This window comes from Streptomyces sp. NPDC096323, from assembly GCF_040302845.1.
Lineage (GTDB): Bacteria > Actinomycetota > Actinomycetes > Streptomycetales > Streptomycetaceae > Streptomyces.
This window is the reverse complement of sequence record NZ_JBEOSI010000004.1, coordinates 511296-526801: the sequence shown is the minus strand read 5'-3', so window position 1 is coordinate 526801 and position 15506 is coordinate 511296. Positions and strand designations below refer to the sequence as shown.

The window sequence follows — 15506 nt, the reverse complement described above, 5'->3', positions numbered from 1 at the left end:
CCGACACCACCGCAGCCACCAGAAAGGTCCGGACCGGCCATGGCGCTCTCCCTGTACGTCGACACCGCGCGCTGGCGGGCGCACCAGAAATCCGTGCTCGACCAGTTCCCCGGACTCGTACCGGTCTGCAAGGGCAACGGTTACGGCTTCGGCCACGAGCGGCTGGCCGAGGAGGCGATCCGATTCGGCTCCGACATCCTCGCGGTCGGCACCACCTACGAAGCGGCCCGCATCAAGGACTGGTTCAGCGGCGATCTGCTGGTGCTCACGCCGTTCCGGCGGGGCGAGGAGCCGGTGCCGCTGCCCGACCGGGTCGTTCGCTCCGTCTCCTCCGTGGACGGCGTGCACGCCCTGGTGGGCGCCCGTGTCGTCATCGAGTGCATGAGCTCGATGAAGCGCCACGGTGTCAAGGAGGAGGAGCTCGGGCAGCTGCACGCCGCCATCGAGGACGTACGCCTCGAAGGTTTCGCCCTGCACCTCCCGCTGGACCGCACGGATGGTTCGGACGCGGTCGAGGAGGTCATTGCGTGGATGGACCGTCTCCGGGCGGCCCGGCTGCCGCTGCACACGATGTTCGTGAGCCATCTGCGGGCCGAGGAACTGGGCCGGCTGCAGCAGCAGTTCCCGCAGACCCGGTTCCGCGCCCGCATCGGTACGCGGCTGTGGCTCGGCGACCACGAGGCCACGGAGTACAGGGGCGCGGTGCTCGACGTCACCCGCGTCGTCAAGGGTGACCGGTTCGGCTACCGGCAGCAGAAGGCCGCCTCGGACGGCTGGCTGGTCGTCGTAGCGGGCGGTACGTCGCACGGCGTGGGCCTGGAGGCTCCGAAGGCCCTGCACGGGGTGATGCCGCGTGCCAAGGGGGTGGCCCGGGCGGGTCTGGCCACCGTCAACCGCAACCTGTCGCCGTTCGTCTGGGCCGGCAAGCAGCGCTGGTTCGCCGAGCCGCCGCACATGCAGGTGTCGATCCTGTTCGTGCCTTCGGACGCCGAGGAGCCGCGGGTCGGCGACGAACTGGTGGCCCATCTGCGCCACACGACGACGCAGTTCGACCGGCTCGTCGACCGCTGAGGCGCCCGGGGCAGCCCGTCGCTCAGTCGGCGGCCGGGGTGCCCCACTCCACCCGTGGTCCCGTCTCGGCGAAGGCGGCATGGCGCGGCGGATACACCGCGTGCCCCAGTACGAAGACGTCCTCGGCCCCGTCGAGCACCCCGCCCGACGGATCGTCCGAGCCGTCGCGCCGCACCACGTCGCGCTCGGGCATCAGGATGTCCCGTACGACCACGGCGCAGAGGTAGAGCGTGCCCAGCAGGTGCAGGACGATCGCCAGCTGATAGCCCTCCGTCGGCAGCCCCTGGTGCTTGTCCCCGCTCGTCGTGTAGGCGAGGTACATCCAGATCCCCAGGAAGTACATGACCTCGCACGCCTGCCAGATCAGGAAGTCCCGCCAGCGCGGCCTGGCCAGCACGGCGAGGGGGATCAGCCACAGCACGTACTGCGGTGAATAGACCTTGTTGACGAGGATGAACACCGCGACGACGAGGAACGCGAGCTGGGCGAAGCGCGGCCTGCGCGGCGCCGCCAGCGTCAGCGCCCCGATCGCGGCGCACAGGCAGACGGTCGCCAGCGTCGAGACGGTGTTGACCGTGGAGACCTCGATGGACTCGCCGGTGCGCTGGGTGATGACCAGCCAGAACGAGCCGAAGTCGATGGAGCGCTCCTGGCTGAAGGTGTAGAACTTCTTCCAGCCCTCGGGCGCGAACACCATCACCGGCAGGTTGACCACCAGCCAGGAACCGGCGACGCCGAGCGCCGCCACCGAGAACTCCCGCCACTTCCCCGCACGCCAGCACAGCACGAAGACCGGACCCAGCAGGAACACGGGGTAGAGCTTGGCGGCCGTGGCGAGTCCGATGAGGATGCCGAAGGCCAGGGTGCGGCTCCGGGACCACATGAGCATCGCCGCGGCGGTGAGGGCGACGGCCAGCAGGTCCCAGTTGATCGTAGAGGTGAGGGCGAACGCTGGTGCCAGCGCCACCAGCAGCCCGTCCCAGGGGCGGCGCCGGTGCGTACGCGCGACACACACGGCGATGACGGCGGTGCAGATCATCAGCATGCCCGCGTTGACGAGCCAGTAGGCCTGTTCCTGCTCCTGGATGGAGCCGCCCGGGGTCAGCCAGGCGGCGATCTGCATGAACAGGCCGGTGAGGACCGGGTACTCCAGGAACTGCATGTCGCCGGGCAGCCGGTCGAAGTACGGCACCAGGTCCTCGGCGAAGCCGCGTCCCGCGTACAGATGCGGGATGTCCGAGTAACAGGCGTGCGTGTACTGGGAGGCGGCGCCCCTGAACCATGCCCAGTTGTAGCAGGGCAGCTTCTGCACCATGCCGAGCGCGAACATCCCGATCGCGACCAGCGCGACGGCGCCCACGGGGGTGAGCGCGGCGCTGCCGAGCCGTGACCAGCGCCCCGACCGCCCGCCGATCAGCTCGCTGCCTGCCGCGGCGACCTCGTCCTGGTGCGTGGGCCGTACGACGGACGGTTCCTGGTGCACGCTCGTGTCCTCTGCGCTTGGCATGCCGCACATCCTGCCGTACCGACGTGTGGAAACGATGAGGGCCGCCGCACCCAGGGGTGCCGCGGCCCTCGTCATACTGCTCGGTTCACCGCACCCCGGCCTGCCGGACGCGCGGAGTGTGCCGCCTGCCGGGCGCTACCCGGCCGGACCTCCGAAGACGTTGCCGTTCCCGTTGCCGTTGCCCCCCGTGTCGGGCGAGGGGCTGGTACCCCCGTCGGTCTCGCCGCCATCCGTGGTCCCGGTGGTGGTGGTCCCTTCGTCCGTGCCGCTGGTCCCGCCGTCGGTCGTCCCGGCGTCGGTGCCTCCGTCCGTCCAGCCGTTGGCGTTACCGCCGCCGTTGCTCTGGCAGTTCATGTCCCACGCGCCGCAGGTCGTCTGCGACGGGTCCGGCGTCGGAGTCACGGGCGTCGGCGTCGGCTTGACGGTCTCCGTCTCGGTCGGTGTCGGCGTGGGCGTCGGGGTGGGCGTGGGAGTGGGGCTCTTCGCGCCGCCGCCGTAGACCTTTTCACCGATCGGCTCCGGCTTGGGGAAGGACAGCTTCTCCTGGCCCTCCAGGGCCTCGGCCATGTAGTCGTGCCAGATCCGGGCGGGGAACGAGGCGCCGTGGATCGACTTCTCGCCACCGGTGCCGTACATCTTCTCGAACTTGCGGTTCTTGTTCTTTTCGTTGTCGTCCAGCCGGTACATGCTGATCGCGGTCGACAACTGCGGGGTGTAGCCCACGAACCAGGCGGACAGGTTGTCATCCGTCGTACCCGTCTTGCCCGCGACGTCCCGCCCGGGAAGCTTGGCGGGTGTACCGGTCCCCTTGTCGACGACGTTCTTGAGGACGTCGGTGACGTTGTCGGCGATGACGTTGGAGAAGGCGCTCTTGGCGACCACCTTGTGCTGGTAGATCACCTCGCCGCCCTTCTTCACCTCGGTCACCGAGAACGGTTCGCGCTGCTGGCCGCTGGCCGCGAAGGTGGCGTACGCCCCCGCCATGCGGGTCGCACTCGGCGAGGAGGTGCCGATGGAAAACGACGGGACGGTCGCGTTCGCCATGTACTGGTCGTCCTTCAGGCCCGCGGCGAGGGCCACGTCCTTCACCTTGTCGGTGCCGACGTCCATGCCCAGCTGCACGTAGGGCGAGTTGGCGGAAACCCGCATCGCCTCACGAAGGGTGACAGGGCCAAGCGACTCGTCCCCGTCGTTGACCTGGAGCCACTCCTTGCCGTTCTCGTCGGTCCAGACGTCGCCGTTGTACTTCTTGATCTTCAGCTCGTTGGCGCCGTTGTAGATGCTCTTCGGCGACACCTTCGTACGCTGCGACTCGTCCTGCTCCGGGCCGCCCGACGGGTCCCGCTTGCCGTACTCCATCGCGGCTGCCAGCACGAACGGCTTGAAGGTCGACCCGACCGCGGCGCCAGTCGGATCGGCGTTGCTGGTGTAGTGCTTCGTCGCGTCAACGCCGCCGTAGATCGCCTCGATGGCACCGGTCTTCGGATTCACCGACGAGCCGCCGAACTGGACGTGGGTGTCCTTCGTCGGGCGCTTCTTGACGTCGATCTTCTCGTCGTAAACCTTCTTGACGGCCTTGCTGAGCTGGTCGACCTTCTTCTTGTCAAAGGTCGTGTGGATTTCGTAGCCGCCCTGGTCGAGCTGGTCGCGGGTGATGTGGTAATTGCTGAGGAAGTTGGACCTGGCCGTCGTGACCAGATAGCCGATCTGGCCGCCCAGCTGAGCGTCCTTCTTCGGCTTCAGGGGCATCGGGAACGTCTGGTACTTGTCGCGCTCTGACTGCTCCATCCGGCCGTCCTTCACCTCCTCGTCGAGGATCCACTTCCAGCGCTTGACCGCCCGCGCCGTGTTCTTCTCCGGGGTCGCCTGCACCGAGTCGACCTCCGTGGCACCCGCGGGGTCGTAGTAGCTGGCTCCCTTGAGCAGTGTGGCGAGGAAGGCACACTGGCTCGGATCCAGGTCCTTGGCGTCCTTGCCGTAGTACGTACGCGCCGCCGCCTGGATACCGGAGGCACCGCGTCCGTAGTACGAGACGTTGAGGTACCCCGCCATGATCTCCTTCTTGTCCATCTCGCTGCCGACCTTCAGCGTGATGAAGAGCTCTTCGAACTTGCGGCTCAGCGTCTGTTCCTGCGAGAGCCGGGAGTTCTTCACGTACTGCTGGGTGATCGTCGAGCCGCCCTGGGTCTCGCCGCCCTTGGCCATGTTGAACACGGCCCGGGCGATACCCATGGGGTCGATGCCATGGTCGGTGTCGAAGCTCTTGTTCTCCGCGGAGATGACGGCGTTGCGCATGGCTTCAGGGATCTGGGCGTAGTCGATGATCTGACGGTTGACATCACCGCCCGTGGCCACCATCTGCGAGCCGTCTTTCCAGAAGTAGACGTTGTTCTGCGCCTTCGCGGCCGCCTGGACCTCTGGTTTGGCGACCATCGCGTACGCGAGGCCGGCGAGGCCCATCAGCAGGCCGAGGAAGCCGACGCACAGGCCGGAGACCAGCTTCCACGACGGCACCCATCGCCGCAGACCGTACTTGCCGGCGCGTGGGTAATCGATGAAACGCTTCTTGGCCGGGCGCTGGCTTCCGCCCCCGCGCCCACGGCCCGGGCCCTCGTGGCCGCCGTCCCCGCCCCCGCGACGGCGGCCACCGCCGCCGTCGGAACCGCCACGGCCACCGCCGCCGCGCTGGGCGGCCCGTCTGGCCGCGGCACGACCGCTGTACGGGGATTCCTCACCGTACGAGCCGGAAGGTGATTCTGATGTCACTCCGCGTGACGGCGCTGCGCGTCGTCCGGGGGACTGCTGGGCGGCTCGTCTGGCCGCGGCACGACCGCCACCTTGCGGTTGCGGCATCTTGCGACGGTGCTCGCTCATCGAACGACTACTCCTCGGGCAGGCGAGAACGCCTGGAAGCGGCAGTTGAGATCCGGTCCCCCGAAATTACGGACCAGCCCGGCGACAGGCTCATCCGCAGTGCATCCGGTCAGTCCGCGACGACTGACGCCCTCGGACGTCACACGGTTCCCGGTGGTCTGCATGCCGCACAGACTACGCACGGTCAAAACCCTCCTGGAGCCGAACTTCACCCCAAATTACGCAAGTCGGTTGCTACGAATTAGTGATGTGACGCCGCTCACTAAGGCGCCCCTTGTCGCAGCCCCGAGTCCGATCTATCGTGCTGATGTATCGAGTCGATACATCAGCTCGGTACATCGACTCGGTACACCGGCTCGGCACAGGGCCACGCGAGAGCACCCGGAGAAGGAGGAGGCGAGGTTGAGCAGACGCTCAGGCATCCTCGAGTTCGCCGTCCTCGGACTGCTCCGCGAGTCCCCGATGCACGGCTACGAGCTGCGCAAGCGCCTCAACACATCGTTGGGGATCTTCCGCGCTTTCAGCTACGGAACCCTTTACCCCTGTCTCAAGACGCTGGTCGCCAACGGCTGGTTGATCGAGGAACCGGGGAATGCTCCGGCAGACCTTCCGGCCGGCGCCGGCCGTGCGGTCGCCCCCGCCTCCTCACTGGCAGGGCGCCGCGCCAAGATCGTCTACCGGTTGACGGCAGAAGGTAAGGAGCACTTCGAGGAGCTGCTCTCGCACACCGGCCCCGACTCCTGGGAGGACGAGCACTTCGCTGCTCGGTTCGCCTTCTTCGGTCAGACGGAGCACGAGGTGCGGATGCGGGTGCTGGAAGGCCGTCGCAGCCGGCTGGAGGAGCGTCTCGAGAAGATGAGCGCCTCTCTGGCCCGCACCCGCGAGCGCCTCGACGACTACACACTTGAGCTGCAGCGACACGGCATGGAGTCCGTGGAGCGCGAAGTGCGCTGGCTGAACGAGCTCATCGAGAGCGAGCGGTCGGGACGGGATCAGCGACGATCCTCGCCCGAGGGCTCAGCTCAGCAGGACACCGCAGGAGAGCCGGACGGCCTGCCCCGGCGGGGTAACAACCCGCCGGATCCGTCCGGCGACACCGCCAAGTGAGTTTCCCGCAGTTCGGCGGGGCCTCATCAGGAACATCCATTACACACAGGGAGCAACCGGAATGGGTTCGGTTCGCGTAGCCATCGTCGGCGTGGGCAACTGCGCCGCCTCGCTGGTCCAGGGCGTCGAGTACTACAAGGACGCCGATCCGGCCGGCAAGGTGCCCGGTCTGATGCACGTCCAGTTCGGCGAGTACCACGTGCGGGACGTCGAGTTCGTCGCCGCCTTCGACGTCGACGCGAAGAAGGTCGGCCTCGACCTCTCGGACGCCATCGGCGCCAGCGAGAACAACACCATCAAGCTCTGCGACGTGCCGAGCGCCGGTGTCACCGTCCAGCGTGGCCACACCCACGACGGCCTGGGCAAGTACTACCGCGAGACCATCGAGGAGTCGGCCGAGGCCCCGGTCGACATCGTCCAGATCCTCAAGGACCGCAAGGTCGACGTCCTGGTCTGCTACCTCCCCGTCGGTTCCGAGGTCGCTGCGAAGTTCTACGCGCAGTGCGCCATCGACGCCAAGGTCGCGTTCGTCAACGCCCTCCCGGTCTTCATCGCCGGCACCAAGGAGTGGGCGGACAAGTTCACCGAGGCCGGTGTCCCGATCGTCGGCGACGACATCAAGTCGCAGGTCGGCGCCACCATCACGCACCGCGTGATGGCGAAGCTGTTCGAGGACCGGGGCGTCGTCCTGGACCGCACGATGCAGCTGAACGTCGGCGGCAACATGGACTTCAAGAACATGCTCGAGCGTGAGCGCCTGGAGTCCAAGAAGATCTCCAAGACGCAGGCCGTCACCTCGCAGATCGTCGACCGCGACCTCGGTGCGGACAACGTCCACATCGGCCCGTCGGACTACGTGGCCTGGCTGGACGACCGCAAGTGGGCGTACGTGCGCCTTGAGGGCCGCGCCTTCGGTGACGTTCCGCTGAACCTGGAGTACAAGCTCGAGGTGTGGGACTCCCCGAACTCGGCCGGTGTCATCATCGACGCCGTCCGCGCTGCGAAGATCGCCAAGGACCGCGGCATCGGCGGCCCGATCCTCTCCGCTTCCTCGTACTTCATGAAGTCCCCGCCGGTTCAGTACTTCGACGACGAGGCCCGTGACAACGTCGAGAAGTTCATCCGCGGTGAAGTCTCCAACTGACCCACCTGTCAGGTGTGTCGGCGCGGTGTGACGAGAGCGGCGCCGCTTATTGAGGAGAAGCGGCAACGCTTCCCCTCAAGGAGCGGCAACGCTTCTTGACTCCCCGCTCCGTTGAGGGTCCCCGGGCAATCCGCCCGGGGACCCTCAACGTATGTGACTCTTGCTCCCATGCCCGTCGTGCGTGACCTGCGCGTACTCCTGCGCCTGAGGAACTTCCGCCGCCTGCTGGCCGTGCGGGTCCTGTCCCAGTCGGCCGACGGCGTCTATCAGGTGGCTCTCGCGGCGCATGTCGTCTTCTCCCCCGAGAAGCAGGCGTCCGCCGGCGCGATCGCCTCCGCGATGGCCGTGCTCCTGCTGCCCTACTCGCTTATCGGCCCCTTCGCCGGCGTGCTGCTGGACCGCTGGCCGCGCCGGCAGGTCTTCCTCTACGGCAACCTTCTGCGCGCCGCACTCAGCTGCTGTACGGCACTCCTGATCCTCGGCTCCGCCCCCGACTGGCTCTTCTACGCCTCGGCACTCTGCGTCACCGCCGTCAACCGCTTCGTCCTGGCCGGCCTCTCCGCCTCGCTCCCACGCGTCGTCGAACGGGATCTGCTGGTGCTGGCCAACTCGCTGTCACCCACCGCGGGCACCCTCGCCGCCACGGCGGGCGGCGGTCTCGCCTTCGCCGTGCGGCTGCTCTTCGCAGACTCCGATGCCGCGGTGGTACTCGTGGGCGCGGGGCTCTACCTCGCCTCGGCGCTCGCTTCCCTGAGCCTTGCTTCCGGCCTGCTGGGGCCGGACCAGAGCGAGGGCCACCTTCGACTGCGGACCGCTCTGGCCACCACGGCACGCGGTCTGCGTCACGGAGTGCGCCATCTGGCAGAGCGGACGAACGCCGCCAGGGCGCTGGCCGCCATGACGGTGATCCGCTTCTGTTACGGGGCACTGACGGTCATGCTCCTGATGCTGTGCCGGTACGCCTGGACCGACAACGAGTCCGACGGGCTGGCGTTGCTCAGTCTGGCGGTCGGGGTCTCCGGTGCGGGGTTCTTCGCAGCAGCCGTACTGACTCCGTGGGCCGCGGGACGTCTGGGCGGGTTTCGCTGGATGGTGGTGCTCGCCGCGACGGCCGCCGCACTGGTGCCTGCCCTGGGTCTCTGGTTCAGGCCCACGCCCATGCTCGTGGCAGCGTTCGTCCTGGGACTGGCCACTCAGGGAACGAAGATCGCGACGGACACCGAGGTGCAGACAGCCGTGGACGATTCATTCCGCGGCCGGATCTTCTCGCTCTACGACGTGCTCTTCAACGTCGCCTTCGTGGGGGCTGCTGCCGCCTCGGCGCTGCTCCTGCCCGCTGACGGACGCTCGGCGACGGTGCTGATCGGGGTGGCTCTGCTCTATGCCCTTGTGGCCACGATGCTTTTCCGGTGGAGCAAGACCGACAGGACCGACTGAGGGCGCTGTTTCACGTGAAACAGCGCCCTCAGCGTCTCCGCCACTGGTCATGTTTCACGTGAAACATGACCAGCGACTCTCACAGCAGACCTGGCCTTCGCGGCCTCAGCCCTGCGCCGCCCACCACTTCTTGAGCTCCGCCGCTGCGGCGTCGTGCTCCATCGGGCCATTCTCCAAGCGCAGTTCAAGCAGGAAGGCGTACGCCCTGCCGATGACCGGCCCCGGCCCGACGTCCAGAATCCGCATGATCTCGTTGCCATCCAGGTCAGGCCGGATCGAGTCCAGTTCCTCCTGGTCCTGCAATTGAGCAATGCGCTCCTCCAGCCCGTCGTAGGTCCGCGAGAGGGCACTGGCCTTGCGCTTGTTCCGCGTGGTGCAGTCCGAGCGGGTCAGCTTGTGCAGGCGCTCCAGGAGGGGGCCCGCATCGCGTACGTAGCGGCGGACGGCCGAGTCGGTCCACTCCCCGTCGCCGTACCCGTGGAAGCGCAAGTGCAGCTCCACCAGCTTCGCCACGTCCTTGACCATGTCGTTGGAGTACTTGAGCTCGGTCATGCGCTTCTTGACCATCTTGGCGCCCACCACCTCGTGGTGGTGGAACGAGACGCGTCCGTCCTTCTCGAAGCGCCGGGTCCTCGGCTTGCCGATGTCGTGGAGGAGGGCAGCGAGGCGCAGAACGAGGTCCGGTCCGTCCTCCTCCAGGTCGATCGCCTGCTCCAGGACCGTCAAGGAGTGCTCGTACACATCCTTATGGCGGTGATGCTCGTCACGTTCCAGCCGGAGTGCGGGAAGCTCGGGAAGAACCTGACCGGCCAGTCCCGTATCGACGAGCAGCGCCAGCCCCTTCCGGGGGTGCGACGAGAGCAGGAGTTTGTTGAGCTCCTCCCTCACCCTCTCGGCGGAGACGATCTCGATCCGGCCCGCCATCTCCGTCATCGCGGCGACGACGTCAGGAGCGACCTCGAAGTCCAGCTGTGCGGCAAAGCGCGCGGCCCTCAGCATGCGCAGCGGGTCGTCCGAGAAGGACTCGTCAGGCGTTCCGGGGGTGCGGAGCACTCGCTCCGCCAGGTCCTCGAGGCCCCCGTGCGGATCGACGAATTCCTTCTGCGGCAGCGCGACAGCCATGGCGTTCACCGTGAAATCACGGCGGACAAGGTCTTCCTCGATGGAGTCACCGTAGGAAACCTCGGGCTTCCGCGAGGTCCTGTCGTACGCCTCGGACCGATATGTGGTGACTTCGATCTGGTAGCCGTCCTTCTGGGCACCCACCGTGCCGAAGGCGATCCCGACCTCCCACACCGAGTCCGCCCACGGCCTGACGATCTTCAGTACGTCCTCGGGTCGCGCGTCGGTCGTGAAGTCCAGGTCGTTCCCCAGCCGGCCGAGGAGCGCGTCCCGGACCGAGCCGCCGACGAGGGCGAGACGGAATCCGGCATCCTGGAATCGGCGGGCGAGATCGTCGGCGACCGGGGAGACCCGCAGCAGTTCGCTGACTGCGCGGAGCTGCACCTGGGTCAGGGCGCTGGAGTTGTCTTCGTTGGCGTTCGGCACAACAGAAAAGGGTACGTGCCCGGACCGGCCGAGGCGTCACGGTTTCCGCTCAGCCTGCGAGACTCTTCCGATCATGGGGCGGACGCCCCGGCACTCGGTCACGTCGCGCCTCGTTACCATGCGGGGACGCAGCAACGGACGACGATCGACAGCAGCTGACGACGACGAGGGACGGGTACGCGTGGCCGAGGCGGCAGACAACCAGGGGATGAGTCCCTCTCCTGCCCCCCGGTGGCTGCGGCGCACAGCCGCCGCGCTCGCCGGGGCCCCGCTCCTCGCGGCTCTGCTGGCCGGTGTCGCCGCCCCGCAGGCGCAGGCCGGCGGCGCGAGCAAGGCTCCCACGGGGTCCAGCACCGTCTCGGTATCCCTGGACACCCTGACACCGAGCGCCCCTGTGAAGGGGGACACGCTCACCGTCTCAGGCACTCTGACCAACAAGGGCAAGGAATCCGTCACCGACGCGCAGGTCGACGTGCGCGTGGGCCCGCGGCTCTACAGCAGGACCTCGATCGACGCGGCTGCCCGGCGCACGGAGTATGTCCCGGGGACGGACCCCTCTCCGGTCGGGGGCAAGTACACGGTCAAGGTCGACAAGCTTCGTTCGGGCATCAGCCAGGACTTCACTCTGTCCGTGCCGGTCAGCAAGCTGGACCTGGGTGACGACGGGGTCTACCAGCTGGGCGTCTCGTTGTCGGGCCGGACAGCGCGCGCTGAGTACGACCACGTGCTCGGCATCAAGCGGACGTTTCTGCCCTGGCAGAACAAGGACAGTGACTCCAAGACCGGGATCAGCTACCTCTGGCCGCTCATCGCGTCGGCGCATCTCACCGCGGAGACCGGCTCGGACGAGCAGCAGACCCCGGTGTTCGCCGATGACGACCTTGCCGCCGAGATCGCTCCGGGCGGCCGCCTCGAACGCATGGTGTCGCTCGGGAGCCAGCTTCCCGTGACCTGGGTGATCGACCCCGACCTGCTCGCCAGTGTCAACGCCATGACCCAGAGCTATCGCGTCAGGGAGGGTGCCACCACGGTCGCCGGCACGAACCAGGCCGTGGCCAAGAAGTGGCTGAGCTCGGTGGAAGCGGCCGTGGCCGACGGCAAGGTCGTCGCCCTGCCCTTCGGGGACCCCGATCTGGCCTCCATCGCTCACCGCGGCAAGAACGTGTCGGGCACGCTCAGCCACCTCCAGACGGCCAGCGAGGTCGCCGGGATGACGGTGGAGACCATCCTCCACAAGAAGCCCTCGACCGACTTCGCCTGGCCGGTCGACGGTGCGATCGACCCGTCCATCGTGGATGTCGCCACCTCGGCCGGTGCCCACAACGTGATCGCCCGCAGCGACAGCCTGCAGGAGACCGCCGGCCTGGCGTACACGCCGACCGCCGCCCGGCCCATCGGCGGCGGCACCACCGCGGTGGTCTCCGACGCCCGGCTCTCAACAGCCTTCCAGGGCGACATGGCGAAAACCGGAGACTCCACCCTCGCCGTGCAGAAGTTCCTCGCCCTCACGCTCGCCCTGTCCGAGCAGGACACGGACGAGGACCGGAGCGTCGTCGTGGCCCCCCAGCGCATGCCGACCATCGCCCAGGCCCAGTCGATGGCACGGGCCCTCCAAGCCCTCGACGACGGCCGATGGACGCGGCCCCGGACCCTGATGCAGGCAGCGGCGGAGAAGCCCGACGCAGAGGCGACCACCACCGTCCCCCGGCCGTCCCAGTACCCGAAGAAGCTGCGCAGCCAGGAGCTGCCCACTCAGGCCTTCCAGGACATCAAGTCGACCCAGGCCTCCCTCGACGACTTCCAGGTCATCCTCACCCAGCCCGAGCGGGTGGTGACCCCCTTCGGGAACGCCGTCAACCGGTCCATGTCAACGTCGTGGCGGGGCAAGCCCGTGGAGGCCCAGCAGTACCGGGACTCGGTGCGCACCTATCTCCAGGGCCTCATCAACGAGGTCCAGCTCATCTCGAAGTCGGACGTCACCCTGTCCGGCCGCAGCGCCACGATTCCCGTGACGGTGCAGAACAGACTGCTCCAGGACGTCGGTCACCTGGTGCTCCGGCTGAAGTCGGAGAACGCGACGCGCCTGGAGCTGAACGACGGCGGCGCCGTGGCGGAGCAGCCCATCCAGATCGGGGCCGGGCACAGCCAGTCCGTGAAATTCGACGCCGCGGCCAACATCAACGGTCAAGTGCAGATGACCGCGCAGCTCTACACGGAGGACGGCAGGCCGTACGGCGCGGAGATGGCTTTCACGGTGAAGGTGTCCGAGCTCACCCCGACGGTGCTGCTCGTGATCGCCGGCGGACTTCTGCTCCTGGTGCTCGCCGGAATCCGGATGTATGCACATCGCAAGCGTGCCAACGCGCGCGGCGCGGCGGGCGGTGACGGCAGTGAACCCGAGCAGCCGAGTGACCCGACACCGGACACCGGTCCCGAAAGGCCCGAGCCGTCGGGCACGGGTGAGAAAGTGGACCGTTGAGCGATGTCTGTCGTGGCCGGTCGGCCGGGGACGATGAGGTGGGGTTTCGATGAACGCGCCGTACGACGGTGACCGCGGTCAGGGTACGGGCGGAGCTGGGTATCCCGGCGGGCCACCCGTGCCCGGTGGGCCGGAGCAGGTGGACCCGGCAGCGGACCCGTATCTGCAGGCGGCGTACGACTACGACCCCTACCGGTCGCAGGATCTCTCCGCCCAGGATCCGGTGGGTGAGGCGCTGTACGACCGCGCCGCGCACCCGCCGCCGCCCCCTGGCACCTACCAGCAGCCGCAGCCGCTCTACCAGCAGCCGCCGGCCGCGCAGTACCCACCCGACCCACGGATCTGGGCGCAGACCCCGCCCCCCGAGCCGGACGGCCCGTCGCGCCATCTGCCGTACGGGGACGACGCCGCGACCACCCAGTTCGTGGGCGTGGACGATCTCGTCACCCAGGCGTCGACGAACGGCGAGGAGCCGGACGCCTTCGCCCACCTCTTCCGGGACCAGGAGGGTCCGGCGGGGCCCCCCGTCCCGCCGGACCGGCCCGAGCCGGCCCCCGCCCCCGCGCCGCCGAAGTCCGGCGGCGGGAAGGCGTCCAGCCTGCTGAAGTCCAGTGCGGTGATGGCGGCCGGCACCCTCGTGTCCCGCCTCACCGGGTTCGTACGGAGCCTGGTGATCACCGCCGCGCTCGGCGCGGCCTTCCTCGGCGACAGCTTCACCATCGCGTACACGCTGCCGACGATGATCTACATCCTCACCGTGGGCGGCGGACTCAACTCGGTCTTCGTCCCCCAGCTCGTCCGCTCGATGAAGGACGACGAGGACGGCGGTGAGGCCTATGCGAACCGGCTGCTGACCCTCGTGATGGTCGCGCTCGGGCTGATCGTCGCGGTGGCGGTCTTCGCCGCGCCCTTCCTCATCCGGCTGATGTCGTCGACGATCGCCGACGACCCAGCGGCCAACAACGTGACCATCACCTTCGCCCGGTACTGCCTGCCCACCATCTTCTTCATGGGTGTGCACGTCGTCATGGGGCAGATCCTCAACGCCCGCGGGAAATTCGGCGCGATGATGTGGACACCGGTCCTCAACAACATCGTCATGATCGTCACGTTCGGCCTGTTCATCTGGGTGTACGGCACTTCCCACGAGTCCCAGATGGGAGTCACGACGATTCCGCCGGAGGGCGTCCGGCTGCTGGGCATCGGCACCCTGCTCGGGCTCGTCGTCCAGGCGCTCGCCATGATCCCGTATCTGCGCGAGGCCGGATTCCGCTTCCGCCCGCGCTTCGACTGGCGGGGCCACGGTCTCGGCAAGACGGTCAAGCTGGCCAAGTGGACGGTGCTGTTCGTCTTCGCCAACCAAGCCGGTGTGCTGGTCGTCACCCAGCTCGCGACCTCCGCCGGCAAGGCGTCCGGCCAGAACGGGGCGGGCTTCCTCGCGTACTCCAACGCACAGCTCATCTGGGGCATGCCTCAGGCGATCATCACCGTCTCGGTGATGGCCGCGCTGCTGCCACGCATCTCCCGTGCCGCCCACGACAACGACCCGGGCGCGGTCCGCGACGACATCTCTCAGGGCCTGCGCAACTCGGCCGTGGCCATCGTGCCGGTCGCCTTCGCGTTCCTCGCCCTGGGCGTACCGATGTGCACCCTGCTCTACGCGTCCAGCGGTCCCGAGGCCGCCCGGTCCATGGGCTTCATCCTGATGGCCTTCGGCCTCGGCCTGATCCCCTATTCCGTGCAGTACGTGGTACTCCGCGGGTTCTACGCGTACGAGGACACCCGGACGCCCTTCTACAACACCGTGATCGTCGCCCTGGTCAACGCCGCCGCCTCGGCCCTCTGCTACGTCGCGCTGCCCGCCCAGTGGGCCGTGGTCGGTATGGCCGCCTCCTACGGGCTCGCCTACGCCGTCGGAGTCGGTATCGCCTGGCGCCGGCTCCGCAACCGCCTCGGCGGCGACCTGGACGGCGCCCACGTCCTGCGTACCTACGCCCGGCTGTGCCTCGCGGCCATCCCCGCGGCAGTGATCGCCGGCGGTGTGGGTTTCGGTCTTCTCCAGGTGCTCGGCGACGGCGCTTCGGGCTCGCTCCTGGCCCTCCTCTGCGGCGGGATCGTGCTGCTGGGAGTATTCGTCGTCGCAGCGAAGCGGATGCGGATCGAAGAGATCAACGGCATGGTCGGCATGATCAGGGGAAGGCTCGGCCGCTGAGGATCACCGGCCCGCACAACCATCGCCGGTCCCCGCGTGTCGTGCATGGTGCCGGAGTGTGGGCACAATTGGCGTGACTGTGCGGGGCTGGCTGGCATCGCCCAACGGATGGGGAGGCAGGAACGAC

9 protein-coding genes are annotated in these 15506 nt (G+C 68.1%); 6 read left to right on the top strand and 3 right to left on the bottom strand.

The window, feature by feature from the left end; translation table 11 throughout:
* Positions 1 to 39: 39 nt before the first annotated feature.
* A complete protein-coding gene (locus tag ABTX18_RS13720) occupies positions 40 to 1071 on the top strand; it encodes an alanine racemase (protein ID WP_352122907.1) in 1032 nt (343 codons plus the stop codon).
* Between the two features lie 22 nt (positions 1072 to 1093).
* Here ABTX18_RS13720 and ABTX18_RS13715 read toward each other — a convergent pair whose 3' ends face one another.
* Complete coding sequence (locus tag ABTX18_RS13715) at positions 1094 to 2578, bottom strand: glycosyltransferase family 87 protein (RefSeq protein ID WP_352122906.1); 1485 nt, start codon at positions 2576 to 2578, stop codon at positions 1094 to 1096.
* Between the two features lie 135 nt (positions 2579 to 2713).
* Entirely contained in the window at positions 2714 to 5452 is a 2739-nt protein-coding gene (locus ABTX18_RS13710; RefSeq protein ID WP_352122905.1) for a transglycosylase domain-containing protein, read from the bottom strand.
* Positions 5453 to 5854: 402 nt separating this feature from the next.
* Here ABTX18_RS13710 and ABTX18_RS13705 point away from each other — a divergent pair, with 402 nt between their 5' ends.
* The 3 genes from ABTX18_RS13705 (at position 5855) to ABTX18_RS13695 (ending at position 9140) form a co-directional block, all read left to right on the top strand.
* Entirely contained in the window at positions 5855 to 6559 is a 705-nt protein-coding gene (locus ABTX18_RS13705; protein WP_352122904.1) for a PadR family transcriptional regulator, read from the top strand.
* Positions 6560 to 6620: 61 nt separating this feature from the next.
* Positions 6621 to 7703, top strand: a complete 1083-nt coding sequence (locus tag ABTX18_RS13700; RefSeq protein WP_352122903.1) for an inositol-3-phosphate synthase — start codon at positions 6621 to 6623, stop codon at positions 7701 to 7703.
* Positions 7704 to 7871: 168 nt separating this feature from the next.
* Positions 7872 to 9140 carry an MFS transporter gene (locus ABTX18_RS13695; RefSeq protein WP_352122902.1) on the top strand — a complete coding sequence of 423 codons (1269 nt, stop codon included), beginning with the start codon at positions 7872 to 7874 and terminating at the stop codon, positions 9138 to 9140.
* Positions 9141 to 9245: 105 nt separating this feature from the next.
* On the opposite strand, the gene ABTX18_RS13690 is transcribed toward ABTX18_RS13695, so the two are convergent.
* Positions 9246 to 10688 carry a CCA tRNA nucleotidyltransferase gene (locus tag ABTX18_RS13690; protein WP_352122901.1) on the bottom strand — a complete coding sequence of 481 codons (1443 nt, stop codon included), beginning with the start codon at positions 10686 to 10688 and terminating at the stop codon, positions 9246 to 9248.
* A gap of 181 nt (positions 10689 to 10869) precedes the next feature.
* Here ABTX18_RS13690 and ABTX18_RS13685 point away from each other — a divergent pair, with 181 nt between their 5' ends.
* Entirely contained in the window at positions 10870 to 13167 is a 2298-nt protein-coding gene (locus tag ABTX18_RS13685) for a DUF6049 family protein (RefSeq protein ID WP_352122900.1), read from the top strand.
* A 49-nt stretch (positions 13168 to 13216) separates the two neighbouring features.
* Positions 13217 to 15379: a murein biosynthesis integral membrane protein MurJ gene (gene murJ, locus ABTX18_RS13680; RefSeq protein ID WP_352122899.1), complete on the top strand. Its 2163-nt coding sequence runs from the start codon at positions 13217 to 13219 to the stop codon at positions 15377 to 15379.
* Positions 15380 to 15506 lie beyond the last annotated feature (127 nt).